This window comes from Elusimicrobium minutum Pei191 (assembly GCF_000020145.1).
GTDB classification, from domain to species: Bacteria; Elusimicrobiota; Elusimicrobia; order Elusimicrobiales; family Elusimicrobiaceae; genus Elusimicrobium; species Elusimicrobium minutum.
Window position 1 is genome coordinate 1 of record NC_010644.1, and the last position, 16,532, is coordinate 16,532.

A 16,532-nucleotide genomic window follows, 5' to 3' on the forward strand; every position below is an offset into this window, starting at 1 on the left:
TATAAATATGAAAAAAATTGTAATTATTGAAGATGAACCCTCAATTAACGAAATGTTAAAAATGATGGTTGAAAGACTTGGGCACGAGGCATTAGTTTGCGATAATGGAAGAGAGGCTTTTTCTTTTATTAAAAAACACAAGCCCGATTTAGTCATTCTTGATGTTATGCTTCCCGGAATGGACGGCACAGCCATTGCAAAAGAATTAGGAATTAATGAAGAAACCGCGTCTATTCCAATAATAGTAACTTCCGCTTTGGAGGAATCTAAATCTTTATTTTCCGGGGTTTCTCAGGTTAAGGATTTTATACCCAAACCGTTTACTATTACTAAACTCACTGAAACTATAAACAAATACATCTAAGTACCAAAAGCCAAAAAAGCGTATAAAACAACTATTTTATACGCTTTTTTGCCCTTTAGGGCCAAAATTTACATTATTTTAACTTACCTAAAATTAAGCACCCTTAAGGCTGTAAAAAATAAAAATGTAAAAAACCTCAAATTCAGCTAAAATAATGATATAATAAGCCAAAGGATTATTGGATTAACATTGTGAATAATATTATTAATGAAGATTTAAAAAACCGCATTTTAAAAGAAATGGAAACAGTTTTTGGGGTTGAAGCCTGTGAAACATGGCTTAAACCCCTGTCTCTTTCTTTAAAAAACGATATTCTAACTGTTACTTTACCTAATAAGTTTTGGTCAAAAACTATAGCCGATAAATATGTTCAGGAGGTAAAATCCTCTATAGAAAAAGAACAGGGCGGTGATATACAAATTAAATATGATGTATTGGAAGACACTACCCCTTATAAAAGACCAGAAATTCCCCCTCAGGTTATGGGAGCTAATTATAATGCAAAAATACCGTTTCCAAGCCGTTTAAACCCTAATTATACTTTTGAAGGTTTTATTGAAGGCCCTTCAAACAGGTTTGCCTACAGGGCGGCCGAAGCCGTCGTAAAAAAATTAGGTGAAAGAGAAAATAACCCCCTTGTTATATACAGTACGCCCGGTTTAGGTAAAACCCACTTATTACACGCTATAGGAAATAGAATATTAAAAGAAAACCCATACGCTAAAATTTTATACATGTCAGGTGAGGAATTTGTAAGTGAATATATAGAATCTTTACAAAACAGAAACCCTGAAGCTTTTAGAAAAAAACACCGCTCGTTAGACTGTTTTTTAATGGACGATATTCAATTTGTGGCAGGCAAAGAATCCAGCGTGCAGGAATTTTTCTATACATTTAACGCTTTATTTGAATCAAAAAAACAAATTGTTTTAACTTCTGACAGAACGCCGCAGCAGCTTGGTATTGACCCAAGGTTAAGCTCAAGGCTGCTTTCGGGTATAGTTTCTGAAATTAAAAGACCTGATTTAGAAACAAGAATAGCTATTTTAAGACAAAAAAGAGATACAAGCAACTTTGATGTTGGCGACGATGTTATTGCTTTTATAGCGGAAGGAGTTCAAGCAAGTATAAGGGAATTAGAAGGCTGCCTTTTCAGGCTTACAACCTATTGTAATATTCACGGCGTAACCCCCACTATACCTATAGCAAGGGAAGTTTTGTCTGATATTATAAGTATGGAAGAAAAAAGACTTTTAATTAACCCTAACAGTATTAAAAAAGTAGTTTCCAAACATTTTAAGATTGATATTATTGATTTTAATTCAAAAAGGAAAAACCATTCTATCGCGTGGCCCAGGCAGATTGCTATGTATTTAGCAACTGAGCTTACAGATATGTCTTTACCGGAAATAGGCCGCGAGTTTGAAAGAGATCACAGCACAGTAGTTCACGCAAGGGAAAAAATTAAAGAAGAAATTGAAAATGATCCTTTTTTCGCGGCTCAAATTAACCAGATTATCTCAGATATTAAAGCTGTGGATAAACGTTAATTTTTTGTGGATAACAATTAAAACTTAACCACAAAACCGTAAAAATAAAACAAACTGTTAATACTTTCTATAACGTGTGTATAATAGTTAACAGATTTTTAAAAAAATTGTATTTGTGTATAAACATTATCAACACAATTAACAACACATAATAGTATAAGGAATAATAAGATGAAGATTAATATAACTAAAGAAACTTTTTTGGAAGGACTTTCTGTTGTTCAGGCCGGTGTATCTTCAAGAGCTACATTACCCATTCTTCACAATTTTCTTATGGAAACTGAAAACGGTAAAATTAAACTTGTAAGAACTGATATGGAAATGGCTTCAATACATTATATAAAGGCCGAGATATTAGAAGAAGGATCAGTAACAATACCTTTAAAAGAAGTTTCCGATATTTTAAAAAACCTTCCTAATGATAAAGAAATTAATTTAACTGTTGGTGAGGATAATAAAGTTCACATTAAAAGCGGTAAATCAAAATTTTGGGTTATAGGAACACCTAAATCAGAATATCCTTTAATTCCGGAAATAGATAAATCTAATCTTATTAATTTAAAAATAAAAGAAATTCAGGAAATGGTTGAAAAAACAATATTTTCCTCCTCAACACAGGAAACGAGATATGTTTTAAACGGCCTTCTATGGGTAAAAACGGGAAATAAATTTGAAGTTGTCGCCACCGATGGCAGAAGGCTTGCTTTGGCTGTTGATACAATTGAAAGCGACACTAAAGATTTTAAAATTATTATTCCTACTAAAATTTTAAACGAGCTTTTAAGATTTTTCTCCATAAATAAACCTTCTGAAGATGATACTTTAGTATTAAGCGTAGCTTCAAACCAGGTAAGTTTTAATATAAAAGAAACAACTTATATTTCCAGGCTTATTGAAGGTAATTTTCCTAATTATGAGCAGGTTATCCCCAATAAAAAAGTAATGGGTTTTTTATCTGATACAAAAGAAATTTTAGCCTCTACAAAACGTGCTAGTCTTTGCGCAAACGAACTTGGCGGCACGGTAAAATATTCTTTAAATAATAATGTTTTAAAAATAACTTCCAATTCTCAAAAAATGGACTTTTCTGACGAAATGAAAGTTGAATATACAGCCGAACCTTTTGAAATATCTTTTAACCCACAATATGTTTTAGATGTGTTAAAAAATATTTCCACGGAAAAAGTTGAATTTTCTTTTATTAACGCGGCGCAGCCCGTGTTGATTGAGGAAATAAACAATACAAAATTTAAATACGTAATAATGCCGGTGAGATCGTAATGAAACTTGGCGCCAAACCTCGTAAAATTTGGAACAGTTCGGGTGATTTAAATAATAATTTTAATCCCCTTGCTTTTAAACTTAACAGGTTAATGGTGCTGGGTATGGTTTGGGAAAAATTGGCGGGCAAACGCGCTAAATTTTGGATTTTAGACGCCGCCTCAAAAGACGCTGTTTTTATTAAAGTAAAAAATTCTTCCGCTAAGCTTGAGCTTGCCGGCCATAAGGAAAATTTAATAAAAGAATTAAACAAACATTTTGACAAACCCTGGATTAAAAAAATAGAAATAGTTTAAAAATTTAATAACAGTATAAATAAGTTTTGGTTTTGTTTTTTATTATTTATGTTTAAGCAAAACTAAAACACAACAGAGGTAAAAATGACAGAAGAAGTCAAAGAAAAAGAACAAAAGAATTATGATTCTTCTAAAATTCAGGTTTTAGAAGGTCTTGAAGCTGTTAGAAAGCGCCCCGCTATGTATATCGGCTCAACAGGTTTACCGGGTTTACACCACTTGGTGTACGAGGTTGTTGATAACTCTGTTGATGAGATTTTAGCAGGCGGAGCCACAAAAATTTCAGTCACTATTAAAGATGATATGACATGTTCCGTAGCCGACGACGGACGCGGTATTCCCGTTGACCCTATGGTTAACGCTAAAGACCCTAAACTTAAAGGCAAAAGCGCTTTAGAAGTAGTTATGACAGTGCTTCATGCGGGCGGTAAGTTTGATAGCGGAGCTTATAAAGTTTCGGGCGGGTTACACGGTGTGGGTGTATCTTGCGTAAACGCTTTATCAGAGTATTTAGAAGTAGTTGTTAATAAAGACGGTAAACAATATTTTCAACGTTATCATAGAGGCAAACCTGAAGAAAAAGTTAAAGAAATAGGAGCCGCTAAAGAAAAAGGCACAACCGTGACATTTAAAGCCGATACAGAAATCTTCGGCGAACTTTCTTTCTCGTATGATACAATAGCCAACAGACTTCGCGAACTCGCGTTCTTAAATGCGGGTGTTAAAATTATTTTAACGGACGAACGCGGCGATGAGCCTAAAACACACACCTTCTTTTACGAAGGAGGCATTTCACAGTTTGTTAAATATATTAACTCCAATAAAACAACTCTTCACGCGGAGCCTATTTACCTTACAAAAGAAATTAATAATAATTACATTTCTTTCGCCATACAATATAACGACAGTTATTCCGAAAATATTTATTCTTTCGTTAACAATATTAACACTATTGAAGGCGGCACCCATTTAAGCGGTTTTCGCTCTTCTCTTACAAGGGTAATTAACGAATATATTAAAGATAACGGCCTTCTTAAAAACAAAGAAGTTAACGTCACCGGCGATGATATGAGGGAAGGTTTAACCGCGGTATTATCAGTTAAAATCCCGCACCCCCAGTTTGAAGGGCAGACAAAAACCAAATTAGGCAACAGTGAAATTGAAGGTATCGTCCGCTCCATGGTTGGCGACGCTTTAACAACCTTCTTTGAAGAAAACCCCAAAACAGCGAAAGCCGTTTGCGAAAAATGTATAGGCGCCGCGGTAGCAAGAGAAGCGGCCAGAAAAGCGCGTGATTTAACCAGACGCAAAAGCGCTCTTGAAGGCGGCGGTTTACCTGGTAAACTTGCCGACTGCCAGGAAAGAGTGGCCGAAAGATGCGAACTTTTTATCGTGGAAGGTAACTCAGCCGGCGGCTCCGCCAAACAAGGCAGGGACCGTGTTTTCCAGGCTATACTTCCTTTAAGAGGTAAAGTGCTTAACGTTGAAAAAGCACAGCTTGTTAAAATTTTATCTAACGAGGAAATAAGAACCTTGTTTACCGCTTTAGGCACAGGCGTAGGCGAAGGTGAAGGCGGTTTTGATATTTCAAGATTAAGATATCATAAAATCGTTCTTATGGCTGATGCCGATGTTGACGGCCAGCATATCACCACGCTTCTTCTTACGTTCTTTTACCGCCAGTTAAGGCCTCTTATTGAGGCGGGGCACGTTTATATAGCTCAGCCGCCTTTATACAAAGTTAAAAAAGGCAAAAACGAGCAGTATTTACAAACCGAAGAACAGCTTGTTAACTGGCTTTCTAAAGAAGGCATTAACTCAACCTCGGTAGTAAAAGCGGACAAAACCGCTTTAACGGCCGTCGAACTTAAGGATTTACTTAAAATCTTAAAAGACGTTGAAGATTTGTTAATGAAAATTGAAGTTAAAGGCATTACTCTTAATGAATTTTTGTCTTTTGTTAACGCCGGACAAATTCCTTTATACCGCATTCCTTTACAAAGCGGAGGGTTTAGATATTTCTATACCGAAAAAGAATATGGCGATTACGCCGCCCAATATATTTTGGAACGCAAAGAAGTACTTATGGCAGAAGGGGCGGATATTTCCATGTTAAGTGATGAAGATCTGGCGCCCGAACACCAAAGTTTGTTTGAATTCGGCAAACTTTTAGCGGCGGATACAAAGCTCAAGGCTTTCGGTTATTCCTTGGCTAATTACCAAGACGCCGTATCCGAAGATGAAAAGAAAAACCCTCTTTTTACCGTAAACACAGGCAAATCGGACGTTTTTGTTTACAGTTTGCATGAGTTGTTTAAAACGGTAAAAGACGCGGGTTCTTCAGGCTCAACGATACAGCGCTACAAAGGTTTGGGTGAAATGAACCCCGAACAACTTTGGGAAACCACTATGGACCCTGCCAAACGCAGCCTTATTAAAGTAGAAATACAAGACGCTGCCGACGCGGAACAAATTTTTACCACGCTTATGGGTGATAAGGTCGAACCCAGAAGGGCGTTTATCGAATCACACGCCCTTGAAGTTAAAAATTTAGACATTTAATCCACGCCCTGCTGACGGGTAATTAGTATAAAAAGTGCCGCAGGGCACGTAAAGCGCTTTAAGGCGCAAAGTTAGGAGAAAGAAATGAGCGAGAAAGAAAATCAATCTGTTGATTTATTTGGAAATATTAAATCGCGCGATATTGGCGAGGAGATGAAAAGGTCTTATATTGATTACGCTATGAGCGTTATCGTAGGCCGCGCGTTGCCGGACGTGCGCGACGGGTTAAAACCCATTCACCGCAGGCTTTTATACGGCATGAACGAAATGGGATTAAAATATAACAAATCTTTTAAAAAATCCGCGCGTGTAGTCGGCGACGTAATGGGTAAATACCATCCCCACGGCGATTCAGCTATTTATGATTCGTTGGTTCGTTTGGCGCAGGATTTTTCTTTAAGGGACACTCTTGTAGACGGGCAGGGTAACTTCGGCTCGGTCGACGGCGATATGGCCGCCGCTATGCGTTATACAGAAGTCCGCCTTGAAAGAATTGCTGACGAAATGCTTAACGATATTGATAAAAATACCGTTAAGTTTATGGATAACTACGACGGCTCCATGCAGGAACCTTCTGTTCTTCCCGCAAAAATGCCAAACCTTCTTGTAAACGGTTCCTCAGGCATTGCGGTAGGTATGGCAACAAATATTCCTACACATAATTTAAGCGAAGTCTGCGACGCTGTTATTGAAGTAATTAAAAACCCCGGCGTAACCACAAAAGAATTAATGAATATTATCAAAGGCCCGGATTTTCCGACGGGGGCTATAATTTGCGGACGCAAAGGTATTTTTGATTATTTTGAAACGGGCAAAGGCTCCGTTAAAGTGCAGGCCAGGGCGGAAATTGAAGAAGGCGGCAGAGGCGGCAGAAGCGCCATTGTAGTTACGGAAATTCCTTACCAGGTTAACAAAACCAATTTAATTGAAGCGATAGCGGGTTTGGTTAAAGACAAAAAAGTTACCGATATCGCCGATATACGTGACGAAAGCGACCGCCGGGGCATGCGCCTTGTTATTGAAGTAAAGCGCGACGGCGACGCAAGAGTTGTTTTAAACCACTTATACAAACACACCCAGCTTCAAACCAGTTTTAGCGTAAACATGCTTGCCATTGTTGACGGCAGGCCGCGCATACTGCCTATTAAAGAAGTGATGAAGTGTTATGTAAAACACAGAAAAGAAGTTGTTACCGCAAGAACAAGGTTTGATTTAAACAAAGCGCAAAAACGCGAGCATATTTTGCAGGGCTTGCTTATAGCGATTGCTAACTTAGATAAAGTTATCAAAATAATCCGCGAAGCGCAAGATCCGACGGAAGCCAAATTCGCTTTAATAAGAGAATTCGCATTATCCGAACCGCAGTCCCAGGCTATTTTGGATATGAGGCTGCACCAGTTAACGCAGCTTTCCTCAGCCTCTATAGAAAAAGAACAAAAAGAACTGCTTGCTTTAATAGCCGAACTTAAGGGTATTTTAGAAGATCCTCAAAAAGTTTTAGCTATTATCGTAGATGAGCTGAAAGGCCTTAAAAAAGATTACGGTACCGAACGCAAAACGGAAATAAGCAATACTGAACTTTCCGACATGACGATGGAAGATCTTATTGAGGAAGAAGATGTTGTAATCACATTATCTAACGATGGTTACGCAAAACGTATTCCTCTTGACACTTACCGCACGCAAAACCGCGGCGGAAAGGGCGTTATCGGCGGTAAAACGAAAGAGGAAGATTTTATTGAACATCTTTTCGTTACCTCCACGCACGCTACCATTCTTATGTTCACAACCAGGGGCAGAGTGTTTAGCTTACGCGCTTATGAAATACCGGAAGGAAACAGACTGTCGAAAGGCAAGGCCATTGTAAATCTTTTACAGATTTCTAATGAGGAAAAAATTACCTCAGCCGTGGCTATTGAGGATTTTGACCCCAAAAACAGCGGCGAAACCTACTTAACAATGTGTACGCGTTTCGGTTTAATTAAACGTGTTGAACTGGGTGATTTCGCCAACATACGTAAATCGGGCATCATTGCCATCGGTCTTGAAGACGGGGATGTTTTAACCTCGGTTCAAATGACCCACGGCAAGAGCGATCTTATTATCGCCACACGCGACGGCAAAGCTATAAGGTTTGATGAAGAGCAAATCCGCGCTATGGGCCGCCAGGCCAAAGGCGTAAGAGGCATCAGGCTCGGTAAAGATGATATTGTGGTAGGCATGGAACACGCTTTAAAAGACGCTCCCGGGCCGGACGTATTATCCGTTTGTGAAAACGGCTACGGCAAACGCACGGAATTTACGGAATACCGCAAACAAAACCGCGGCGGAAGCGGGACAATCACCATTAAAACAACAGAACGCAACGGTAAAGTAGTAGGCATTAAACTTGTTGATGAATCTAAAGATTTAATGGTTATTACGGAAAACGGCATGGCGGTAAGAATACGCTGTGAGGAAATCCGTTCCGTAGGCCGCAACGCTCAAGGCGTAAGGCTTGTAAAGCTGGCGGAATCTGACAAAATCGCCCGCATAGCGCCCGTTATTAAAGATAATGACGAGGAAGCCTGCGGCGGTGAAGAAGCGGTTCCTAAAGAATTAATATAAAAAGCAAAAAATAAAAAAGCCCCGCTACCCAAGCGGGGCTTTTTTATTGGGAATATCTTTAATTTTTATACTGCTTATCAAAATATTTCGGTAGAATATATGCACAAAGACATAAACATGTTATATCAGAGCAAAAGAATAAATTTTTAAGCATATAGGAAAGAAGAATGCAAAACAATAAGAATACAAAGCAATATATTTATATTGTTCAAGCCTTGTTAGAGCCCTCAAAGTGTAAAATAGGAAAAACAAAAGATTTTGAAAGAAGATTGAAAGAATATAACAACATGACAGGAAAATCAAACGAAAATAGTTATCGGTATCTGTTTGCCTGTGAAGTGAAAGATATGTCGGAATTAGAAAAAGATATTAAAGAGAACTTCTCTGCCCTAAGAGAGCAAAAGAAGAGAGAAATATATTTTTATAATCCAAGCTTGTTTGATGGTTATGTTAAATTTATAAAAACTCATAAAATGTTTATTAAAGAGATTTTTACAAAAGAGGAAGATAAAAAAATAATAATAAAAATAGTAAAGAAAACCACGCCGTCACTTGAAGAAAGAGGGATAACCCGAAAAGATGTAATGCAAAAGGCGCAAAAGGTAGATAATGACGAATTTTATACCAGATTTGAAGATGTCGAAAAAGAACTTTCACTGTATGATATATCGATTTGGAAAAACAAAATAGTTTTTTGCAATTGCGACGACGCCGTGGACAGCGATAATAAAAAAACATCTGCGTTTGCCTTGTATTTCATACAAAAATTTAAAGAATTTGAATTGAAAAAACTGATTTGCACTCATTATAGCGGTGTTGTTGATTTGTTTAATCAAGGGGCAAGCGGGTATATATTTACAAAGGACGGTTTTCGGGAATTTAAGGACTATCCTAAAGGGTATACGGGTAGTTTTGATGACCCTCTATCTTTGAAAATCCTTAATAAAGAGGCGGATATAGTATGCACAAATCCCCCGTTTTCCCGAGCTAAAGATTTTTGGAGAATGTTAATCGGAAGTTCTAAAAAATTTATAATTATATCTAACATATCTAATCCCATAACTCCTGCGTATATTAAATATTTTAGGGAGAATAAAGTATGGGCAGGCTATAACCGTGTGGATAAATACCTCAACCCCAAACGGGAACTTGTAGAAGCATCCGGACACTGGTATACTAATATTCCTATCCAAGACAGGCCAAAATCTAAAAATTTAAAAATAATCCCGCTAAAAGACGTGCCCGATAAATATAAAAAGTTTGATGACAATAAAACATTATTAGTAGATAATTGTTATATTCCTGATGATTACAACAAGCCGTTTGCGGTGTCCGCCCGCCCGATATTAAACGGCTTACTGGAAAAAGGATATAAAATTGTTGAAGATACCCAATATTTTCCGTACGAGAACGGTAAAAAAGGGTTTGGGCGGGTTTTGGTAGAGAAAATATGATTCGCGGTTGCGAGAGTCTTCTTATCTAAACAAATAATCCGCTGATTTTACTTTTTGGTATTTAGCGTATGCTTGCGCGGCTGCCTTTCTTGCCTTGGCAGAATCTTTGCCTCCGGCCCAACTGTTTAACACCGCTTCTATAACATATCCTTCAGGCGCCATATTGCCGTTTGTTGTCACGTAAGACTCCGCGCCTGTTTTTAATATAGCGTCATTAAGATATTTTTTGCTTTGACAGGCCAAAACAACCGCTTTTTTAGAAGATTTTTTCCCTTCGGGGGTATTGATAGTAAAATCCATAAGTCCGTTATGCCCCGCGTAAATAATTATATCCGAGGCAGAGCCAAAAGGAATATTTTGTTTTTGATTATCAAGGACGGCTTCTAATGAGTTTTTTTGAACTTTGGACAGATAGTTAAAAAAATCTTTAGTGGCGGTTTTTATTTCTTTGCCTTTGTAAGCGTCTAAAATTACCCAATAATCTTTATCTTTATGTTTAAAAATAATACGCCTTAAAATATCCGGTGAAATATCCTTTTCTTCACTTACAAAACTCCATTCGGGTGACTTTTTCAAATGCGTTTTAACCCCATACATCGCGCCCCAGTAAAGGTTTTGTTCCGGATTGGACCCGTTGCCCAACTTTGCGGGAACAGGGGCTATATTTTGATAAACATTATCGCACAAAGCCACAATAATGTGGGCGGTTTTAATTTGTGCCTTTAAAGGCAGCGTTAAAAAAAGAAATAAAGGGATAAAAATCAGTTTTTTCATAGTAAATTGTAAAATATATTAAACCTAAAAGCAAAAAGCCCCGAAGTTACGGGGCTTTATAAAATTAAATAAGGTGCGGGCGGGAATCGAACCCGCGAATAGCAGTTTTGCAGACTGCCGCCTTACCACTTGGCCACCGCACCAAAACAATATAGCTATTATATCTTTTTTAAAGAAATATGTTAAGTAGTTGAGTTTTGTTTCTATAAATAATATGGTATATATATAAGGATTTACCGGGAGGATGCTTCCCGGTATAAGGATTAAAAGGAGAGAGTATGCCTAAGATGAAAGGATCAAAAACAGAAAAAAATATTTTAATAGCTTTTGCGGGGGAATCCCAAGCTAGAAACAGATATACTTATTTTGCCGGCGTAGCAAAAAAAGAAGGGTATGTGCAAATATCTAAAATCTTTGAAGAAACCGCCGACCAGGAAAAAGAACACGCAAAACGTTTGTTTAAATTTTTAGAAGGGGGAGACGTGGAAATTACGGCCAGCTATCCCGCGGGTATTATAGGAAACACTATTGAAAACCTTGCGGAAGCCGCCACAGGGGAAGACTATGAATGGCAAACAATGTACCCTGAAATGGCAAAAACGGCCAAAGAAGAAGGTTTTGAGGAAGTTGCGTCCGCTATGGAAAATATAGCTATTGCGGAAAAACAGCATTCTAAACGCTATAAAGCGCTTAAATCTAACATTGAAAAAGGACTTGTCTTTAAAAGAGAACAACCTGTTGTTTGGCGCTGTATTAACTGCGGATACCTTCACACCGGCAACGAAGCTCCTGAAAAATGCCCTGCCTGCGCGCACGCTCAAAGCTATTTTGAACTTCTTGGCGAAAACTGGTAAAAAACTTGTAAGCCCCTTGCGGATTGCGAGGGGTTTTCTGTCTTTAGTTTGAAGTGTTTTGTTTATATAATATAGAAAAAAAGGGGACTGATGTATGAAAAAGATATTGATGAACGGCACTCCCATGAAAATAAAGGGAGCGGAGCTTAAGATAGGGGATAAGGCGCCTGATTTTACATTAACTAAAGTTGATTTAAGCCCGGCAAAACTGCAAGATTACAAGGGCAAAGTTGTAATACTGTCGGTTGTCCCTTCAATAGACACGCCTGTCTGTACTATTGAAACAAGGCGTTTTAATAAAGAGGCTTCCGAGCTTGGCGGCAACATTGTTTTTCTTACGGTAAGCAAGGACTTGCCTTTTGCGCAAAAACGCTGGACGGATTCTTTTAACACGGATAAAATTATTATGTTGTCAGACTACAGAAATCCGGAATTCGGCACAGATTACGGCGTTTTAATAGAAGAAATTTATATTTTATCAAGAGCGGTTTTTGTTATTGATAAAGACGGGGTTATAAGGCATATTGATTTCTTGGAAGATGTCGGCAAAGAGCCTGACTATAAGGTTATTATTGAGAAAGCAAAAGAGTTAGACAAATAAAAGGAGAGTTGGGGATTATGACAAAATTAAACGAGATTTACAAATGTTCCGTTTGCGGCAACATTGTTGAAGTTGTTCATGCTTCCGTAGGGGAACTTACCTGCTGCGGCAAGCCTATGGTTCTTCAGACGGAAAACACAGTAGACGCGGCCAAAGAAAAACATGTGCCGTTTGTTACAAAAACGGCTGACGGATACAAAGTTCAAATAGGCAGTGTTGAACATCCTATGACTGAGGAACACCATATTGAATGGATTGAGCTTATTTGTGAAGAATGTAACAAAGTTATGAGAAAACATCTTAACCCGGGCGACAAGCCGGTAGCGGAATTTAAAACAAAGTCCCAAAAAGTTTTAGCAAGGGAATACTGCAATCTTCACGGGCTTTGGTCAACAAAAGAAGTTCAAAAATAAAGCAGTCTGCGTGCCAAGGCTTTTTAGCCTTGGCATAATTGTGTGAGGGGGACAATAAATATGAAGGCTATAAAAATAAGTGAAAAAGTATACTGGGTCGGCGCCATTGACTGGAATTTAAGGGATTTCCACGGATATTCCACAAAGCGCGGCACCACGTATAATGCGTATTTGGTTTTGGGGGAAAAGCCTACTCTTATTGATACTGTTAAAGAACATTTTTATGATGAAATGATGAGCAGGATTTCTTCTGTCATAGATCCCAAAAAAATTAAAATAATAATTTCTAACCATGCGGAAATGGACCACAGCGGCGCTTTACCCAAGACTGTAGCCGCTATAAAACCTGAGGAAGTGTACGCCTCAACAATGGGTTTAAAAAATATCGATTTGCAGCTTCATGAAAATCTTAAAATAAAAACCGTTAAAACAGGAGACAGCATTGATATCGGCGGGGATAAAATAACGTTTTATGAATCGCGCATGCTGCACTGGCCGGACAGCATGGTTTCTTTGCTTGAAGGGGAGGGTGTTTTATTTTCAAACGATATTTTCGGCATGCATTACGCCACAAGCAAACTTTTTGACGACGAGAATGATGAGAAAGACTGGATATACGAATGTGTGAAATATTATGCCAACATTATCACGCCTTACAGCGATATAGCTTTAAAATTTTTAGACTTTGCCGGCGCTTCCGGGCTTTTGGGCAAAGTAAAAATGATAGCTCCCGACCATGGTTTTATTTGGCGTAAAGACATAGGTAAAATTGTTGATTTGTACAAACGTTTTGCTACGCAAAAATTTACAAATAAAGCGGTTATTGTGTACGATTCAATGTGGGGCAGCACAAATAAACTTGCCGAGGCTATCGCTGAAGGTCTTAGACAGGGCGGAACAAAAGTTAAAGTTATGTTTTTACACAGCGAGCACAGAAGCGACGTGGTGACGGAGCTTTTAGATTCTGGCGCGCTTATTTTAGGGTCACCGGTTATGAATTCTAATCTGTTCCCGTCTTTAGGCGACGCTTTGTTTTACATTAAAGGTATGAGATTTAAAAATTTAATAGGCGCGGCTTTCGGTTCCTACGGATGGGCCCCCGCTCCCATAGACAGCCTTACAAAAGAACTTGAAGATATGAAAATTGAAATTGTTGAGCCCGCGCTTAAAATAAACTTTGTTCCCACTGAAGAAGATTTGAAAAAAGCGGAAGAATTCGGCTTAAGGATTTCACAAAAACTGGCGGAGAAGATGAATGATTGATTTAAACGCGTTTAAAAAAATATCTTACGGCCTTTATATAGTATCTTCCTTTAAAGGGGATAAAATAAATGCTATGATAGTTAATTCTTTGGTACAGGTGTCGTCCGAGCCTGCGAAAATCATGGCTGCTATAAATAAAAACAGCCTTACCTGTGAATATATTTTAGAAAGCAAAGTTTTTGCCGCTATGCCGCTTGCGCAAAACACGGCGTTGCCTTTTATAGGAATTTTCGGCTTTAGAACAGGCCGTACCTTTGATAAGTTTGCCAATGTCAAATATAAAAAAGGTGTTTTGGGCGCGCCAATTGTGCTTGAACATACAACCGCTTGTTACGAAGCCGAGGTTGAAAAGATAATAGACGTAGGAACCCACTACATTATTGTAGGCTTAGTAAAAGAGACTGAAAATTTTACTCAGGATAAATGCCTTACTTATGATTATTACCATAATGTAATTAAAGGTAAAACTCCTAAAGGCGCAACACACGAATAATTTAGTAATATGTAGAAAATATAATTAGGGGAGAGTGAAAAATTATGCAAAAATACGTATGCAATGTTTGTGGTTATATTTATGATCCTGCCGCGGGCGATCCGGACAGCGGGATTACCGCCGGCACACCTTGGGAGCAAGTTCCTGCGGATTGGGTTTGCCCGGCTTGCGGAGTAGGTAAAGACCAGTTTTCACCTATGTAATAAAAAAGGCCGCTTTTTAAAGCGGCCTTTTTTATTAGAGTACGCAACACCCCCTGCGTAAGCCGGGGAATGGATAGTTTTCTAATTTCACAACACCTCCGCGGCAGCAAGGCGGAGGTGTTGTTTATTGTTAAATGAAACTGCAAAGTAAAGCTTTAGAACAGAAGAAACCCCGGGCGGTGGGACATTTGTGTTTTATTAAAAAACTTAATTTATTGAGATGCAGGTAAAATTGTACCCGGACGTGGCTATCGTAGCCGGACAGGGTATCTCTTTGCCGAATGTTTTGCAAACGGCTATTGCGCTTTGGTCGGTTCCATAAGCAGTGCATACCAAAGCCTCTTCATCCGGCATCCAGCGGACAGCAAGCGGCGTGCCGTCTTTAGCAGCGTTCATTATTCCGCCCATAACATAAAAACCGTTGCCGGCTTTTAATCCCTTTTCTCCCCGTAACTGTAAGGAAAGATTATTGCCTACCTTTTTAGTTTGGGAACCGGTTTGGGCGTTGGCCGGGCCGCCGGAGACATCTATGTCTAAGGATTCAAAGTCAATAGTATATTCCCCGTTAGCCAGGAAATGCCGCCTTTGCGCGTCAGCTACGGCTTTTACTAAAACCAAGGCTTCTGCAAGTCGGCTTTTTTGCACTGCTTTTTGGTATTGAGGCACGGCGATTGCGGCAAGTATTCCTATAATAAGAACCACAACCAGCAGCTCGATAAGGGTAAAAGCTTTATTTTTCGTATGTAAAAAGCACACAATGAAGCAATATATAGGGTATTTTTGTTTCATTTTTTTATCTCTTTTTTGATTTTTTTAACAACTATTTATAAGTATATTAAATTTATTTAATAAATCTTGCTCTTGAAAAAGGAAAGTGGATGAACCACACCTTGCCTTTAATATTTTCTCTCGGTACCGGGCCCCAAAAGCGGGAATCGCAGGAATAATCTCTATTATCGCCCATAACAAAGTAATGGCCTTCGGGCACTATAACGGGGCCGAACTGGTCGCGCAGCAACATGCCGTAATAATTTTCAAGAACCATATCTTCCCATTTCTTTTGGTATTCTTTTTGCTGTTCAAAGTTTTTAAAGGAATATCTTTCCGTTGCGTCAAAAACCTCATAACTTTGATGCTCTTGCTTGATATCATTAACAAAAACCTGTTCGCCTTTTATTTCAACTTTATCTCCGGGCAAAGCGATAATTCTTTTTACATAATCCCTTCCGAACTGCGGGCCTCCGCAGTTAATTTGGTCTTTTGTTGTTGAAGGAAAAGCAAAAATAATGACATCGCCTTTTTTAATATCCCTAAACTGTCCGAAACGTACACTTGTTAAAGGAATTCTGAAGCCGTAAACGGCTTTGTTAACAAACAGGTGGTCTCCTTCTATCAAAGTATTTCTCATTGACGCGGAAGGTATTTTAAAAGCCTGCACAAAAAAGAACATTACAAAAGCCGCGAGCAGCGCAGAGAAATAAATAGTATCGGCCCATTCATAATCTTTAGCGAAAATTTTAATTCTTTTTTTCCCGTCTCCTTTAAAAGAGGCAACCGCGCCCCATATACAAAACGCTATAATAATGGCCGCGCGTATTAAAGTTTTTGTTAAAGAGAATTCAATCATAGCCACGTCGCCGCCGTTTGACACAAAGTCAAAAAGCCAGAAGGCCAAAAAAGTTACCGTGGCTATAAAAATAACATGAAGAGCGGTAAAAATAAATTTGTTTTCAAGAAGATTTTTTTTCTTTAAAATTTTGGCGGTTATGGCCCAGGCAAGCATAACCGCGCCTATAATAAAAAGTCTTGTTTCCATT

At 38.5% G+C, this 16,532-nt stretch carries 16 protein-coding genes and 1 tRNA gene; 13 read left to right on the top strand and 4 right to left on the bottom strand.

The features are described 5' to 3' along the window. The first annotated feature begins 7 nt into the window (after positions 1-7). The 7 genes from EMIN_RS00005 to EMIN_RS00035 all read left to right on the top strand — a co-directional run bounded on the left by EMIN_RS00005 (position 8) and on the right by EMIN_RS00035 (position 10,114). Positions 8-364: a response regulator transcription factor gene (locus EMIN_RS00005; RefSeq protein WP_012414184.1), complete on the top strand. Its 357-nt coding sequence runs from the start codon at positions 8-10 to the stop codon at positions 362-364. 191 nt (positions 365-555) lie between these two features. Continuing rightward, positions 556-1,914 (top strand): chromosomal replication initiator protein DnaA, encoded by a 1,359-nt coding sequence (gene dnaA / locus EMIN_RS00010; RefSeq protein ID WP_012414185.1) that lies wholly within the window; start codon positions 556-558, stop codon positions 1,912-1,914. Positions 1,915-2,085: 171 nt separating this feature from the next. Next, positions 2,086-3,195 carry a DNA polymerase III subunit beta gene (dnaN, locus tag EMIN_RS00015; protein WP_012414186.1) on the top strand — a complete coding sequence of 370 codons (1,110 nt, stop codon included), beginning with the start codon at positions 2,086-2,088 and terminating at the stop codon, positions 3,193-3,195. Further along, positions 3,195-3,491 carry a DciA family protein gene (locus EMIN_RS00020; protein WP_012414187.1) on the top strand — a complete coding sequence of 99 codons (297 nt, stop codon included), beginning with the start codon at positions 3,195-3,197 and terminating at the stop codon, positions 3,489-3,491. Before dnaN ends, EMIN_RS00020 begins: the two co-directional genes overlap by 1 nt. An 84-nt stretch (positions 3,492-3,575) precedes the next feature. Continuing rightward, positions 3,576-6,053 (top strand): DNA topoisomerase (ATP-hydrolyzing) subunit B, encoded by a 2,478-nt coding sequence (gene gyrB, locus EMIN_RS00025; protein ID WP_012414188.1) that lies wholly within the window; start codon positions 3,576-3,578, stop codon positions 6,051-6,053. Between the two features lie 84 nt (positions 6,054-6,137). Further along, positions 6,138-8,660, top strand: coding sequence for a DNA gyrase subunit A (gene gyrA, locus EMIN_RS00030; RefSeq protein ID WP_012414189.1), 2,523 nt, complete (start codon positions 6,138-6,140; stop codon positions 8,658-8,660). Between the two features lie 167 nt (positions 8,661-8,827). After that, a complete protein-coding gene (locus tag EMIN_RS00035; RefSeq protein WP_012414190.1) occupies positions 8,828-10,114 on the top strand; it encodes an adenine-specific methyltransferase EcoRI family protein in 1,287 nt (428 codons plus the stop codon). A 21-nt stretch (positions 10,115-10,135) separates the two neighbouring features. On the opposite strand, the gene EMIN_RS00040 is transcribed toward EMIN_RS00035, so the two are convergent. Then, positions 10,136-10,888 carry a hypothetical protein gene (locus tag EMIN_RS00040; RefSeq protein WP_012414191.1) on the bottom strand — a complete coding sequence of 251 codons (753 nt, stop codon included), beginning with the start codon at positions 10,886-10,888 and terminating at the stop codon, positions 10,136-10,138. 71 nt (positions 10,889-10,959) lie between these two features. Continuing rightward, positions 10,960-11,031, bottom strand: a tRNA-Cys gene (locus EMIN_RS00045). 135 nt (positions 11,032-11,166) lie between these two features. Between EMIN_RS00045 and rbr the strand changes: the two genes are divergently transcribed. The 6 genes from rbr (at position 11,167) to rd (ending at position 14,715) form a co-directional block, all read left to right on the top strand. After that, positions 11,167-11,742 carry a rubrerythrin gene (rbr, locus tag EMIN_RS00050; RefSeq protein WP_012414192.1) on the top strand — a complete coding sequence of 192 codons (576 nt, stop codon included), beginning with the start codon at positions 11,167-11,169 and terminating at the stop codon, positions 11,740-11,742. A gap of 94 nt (positions 11,743-11,836) precedes the next feature. Next, the gene (gene tpx, locus EMIN_RS00055) at positions 11,837-12,343 is read left to right on the top strand and encodes a thiol peroxidase (RefSeq protein WP_012414193.1); all 507 of its coding nucleotides are present in this window, start codon (positions 11,837-11,839) and stop codon (positions 12,341-12,343) included. Positions 12,344-12,360: 17 nt separating this feature from the next. Beyond that, positions 12,361-12,756: a desulfoferrodoxin gene (locus EMIN_RS00060; RefSeq protein WP_012414194.1), complete on the top strand. Its 396-nt coding sequence runs from the start codon at positions 12,361-12,363 to the stop codon at positions 12,754-12,756. A gap of 60 nt (positions 12,757-12,816) precedes the next feature. Further along, positions 12,817-14,019, top strand: a complete 1,203-nt coding sequence (locus EMIN_RS00065; RefSeq protein WP_012414195.1) for an FprA family A-type flavoprotein — start codon at positions 12,817-12,819, stop codon at positions 14,017-14,019. Next, positions 14,012-14,512, top strand: coding sequence for a flavin reductase family protein (locus EMIN_RS00070; protein WP_012414196.1), 501 nt, complete (start codon positions 14,012-14,014; stop codon positions 14,510-14,512). The genes EMIN_RS00065 and EMIN_RS00070 overlap by 8 nt, the downstream gene beginning before the upstream one ends. A 44-nt stretch (positions 14,513-14,556) precedes the next feature. Then, positions 14,557-14,715, top strand: coding sequence for a rubredoxin (gene rd / locus EMIN_RS00075; RefSeq protein ID WP_012414197.1), 159 nt, complete (start codon positions 14,557-14,559; stop codon positions 14,713-14,715). Positions 14,716-14,922: 207 nt separating this feature from the next. Here rd and EMIN_RS09285 read toward each other — a convergent pair whose 3' ends face one another. Beyond that, positions 14,923-15,504 carry a type IV pilin protein gene (locus EMIN_RS09285; protein WP_012414198.1) on the bottom strand — a complete coding sequence of 194 codons (582 nt, stop codon included), beginning with the start codon at positions 15,502-15,504 and terminating at the stop codon, positions 14,923-14,925. Between the two features lie 52 nt (positions 15,505-15,556). Then, positions 15,557-16,531, bottom strand: coding sequence for a signal peptidase I (gene lepB / locus EMIN_RS07935; RefSeq protein ID WP_012414199.1), 975 nt, complete (start codon positions 16,529-16,531; stop codon positions 15,557-15,559). Position 16,532 lies beyond the last annotated feature (1 nt).

Coding starts and splice junctions, on each gene's coding strand:
- EMIN_RS00005 (WP_012414184.1), top strand. CDS start 8: ATGAAAAAAATTGTAATTATTGAAGATGAACCCTCAATTAACGAAATG.
- dnaN (WP_012414186.1), top strand. CDS start 2,086: ATGAAGATTAATATAACTAAAGAAACTTTTTTGGAAGGACTTTCTGTT.
- EMIN_RS00020 (WP_012414187.1), top strand. CDS start 3,195: ATGAAACTTGGCGCCAAACCTCGTAAAATTTGGAACAGTTCGGGTGAT.
- gyrB (WP_012414188.1), top strand. CDS start 3,576: ATGACAGAAGAAGTCAAAGAAAAAGAACAAAAGAATTATGATTCTTCT.
- gyrA (WP_012414189.1), top strand. CDS start 6,138: ATGAGCGAGAAAGAAAATCAATCTGTTGATTTATTTGGAAATATTAAA.
- EMIN_RS00035 (WP_012414190.1), top strand. CDS start 8,828: ATGCAAAACAATAAGAATACAAAGCAATATATTTATATTGTTCAAGCC.
- EMIN_RS00040 (WP_012414191.1), bottom strand. CDS start 10,888: ATGAAAAAACTGATTTTTATCCCTTTATTTCTTTTTTTAACGCTGCCT.
- rbr (WP_012414192.1), top strand. CDS start 11,167: ATGCCTAAGATGAAAGGATCAAAAACAGAAAAAAATATTTTAATAGCT.
- tpx (WP_012414193.1), top strand. CDS start 11,837: ATGAAAAAGATATTGATGAACGGCACTCCCATGAAAATAAAGGGAGCG.
- EMIN_RS00060 (WP_012414194.1), top strand. CDS start 12,361: ATGACAAAATTAAACGAGATTTACAAATGTTCCGTTTGCGGCAACATT.
- EMIN_RS00065 (WP_012414195.1), top strand. CDS start 12,817: ATGAAGGCTATAAAAATAAGTGAAAAAGTATACTGGGTCGGCGCCATT.
- EMIN_RS00070 (WP_012414196.1), top strand. CDS start 14,012: ATGATTGATTTAAACGCGTTTAAAAAAATATCTTACGGCCTTTATATA.
- rd (WP_012414197.1), top strand. CDS start 14,557: ATGCAAAAATACGTATGCAATGTTTGTGGTTATATTTATGATCCTGCC.
- EMIN_RS09285 (WP_012414198.1), bottom strand. CDS start 15,504: ATGAAACAAAAATACCCTATATATTGCTTCATTGTGTGCTTTTTACAT.
- lepB (WP_012414199.1), bottom strand. CDS start 16,531: ATGGAAACAAGACTTTTTATTATAGGCGCGGTTATGCTTGCCTGGGCC.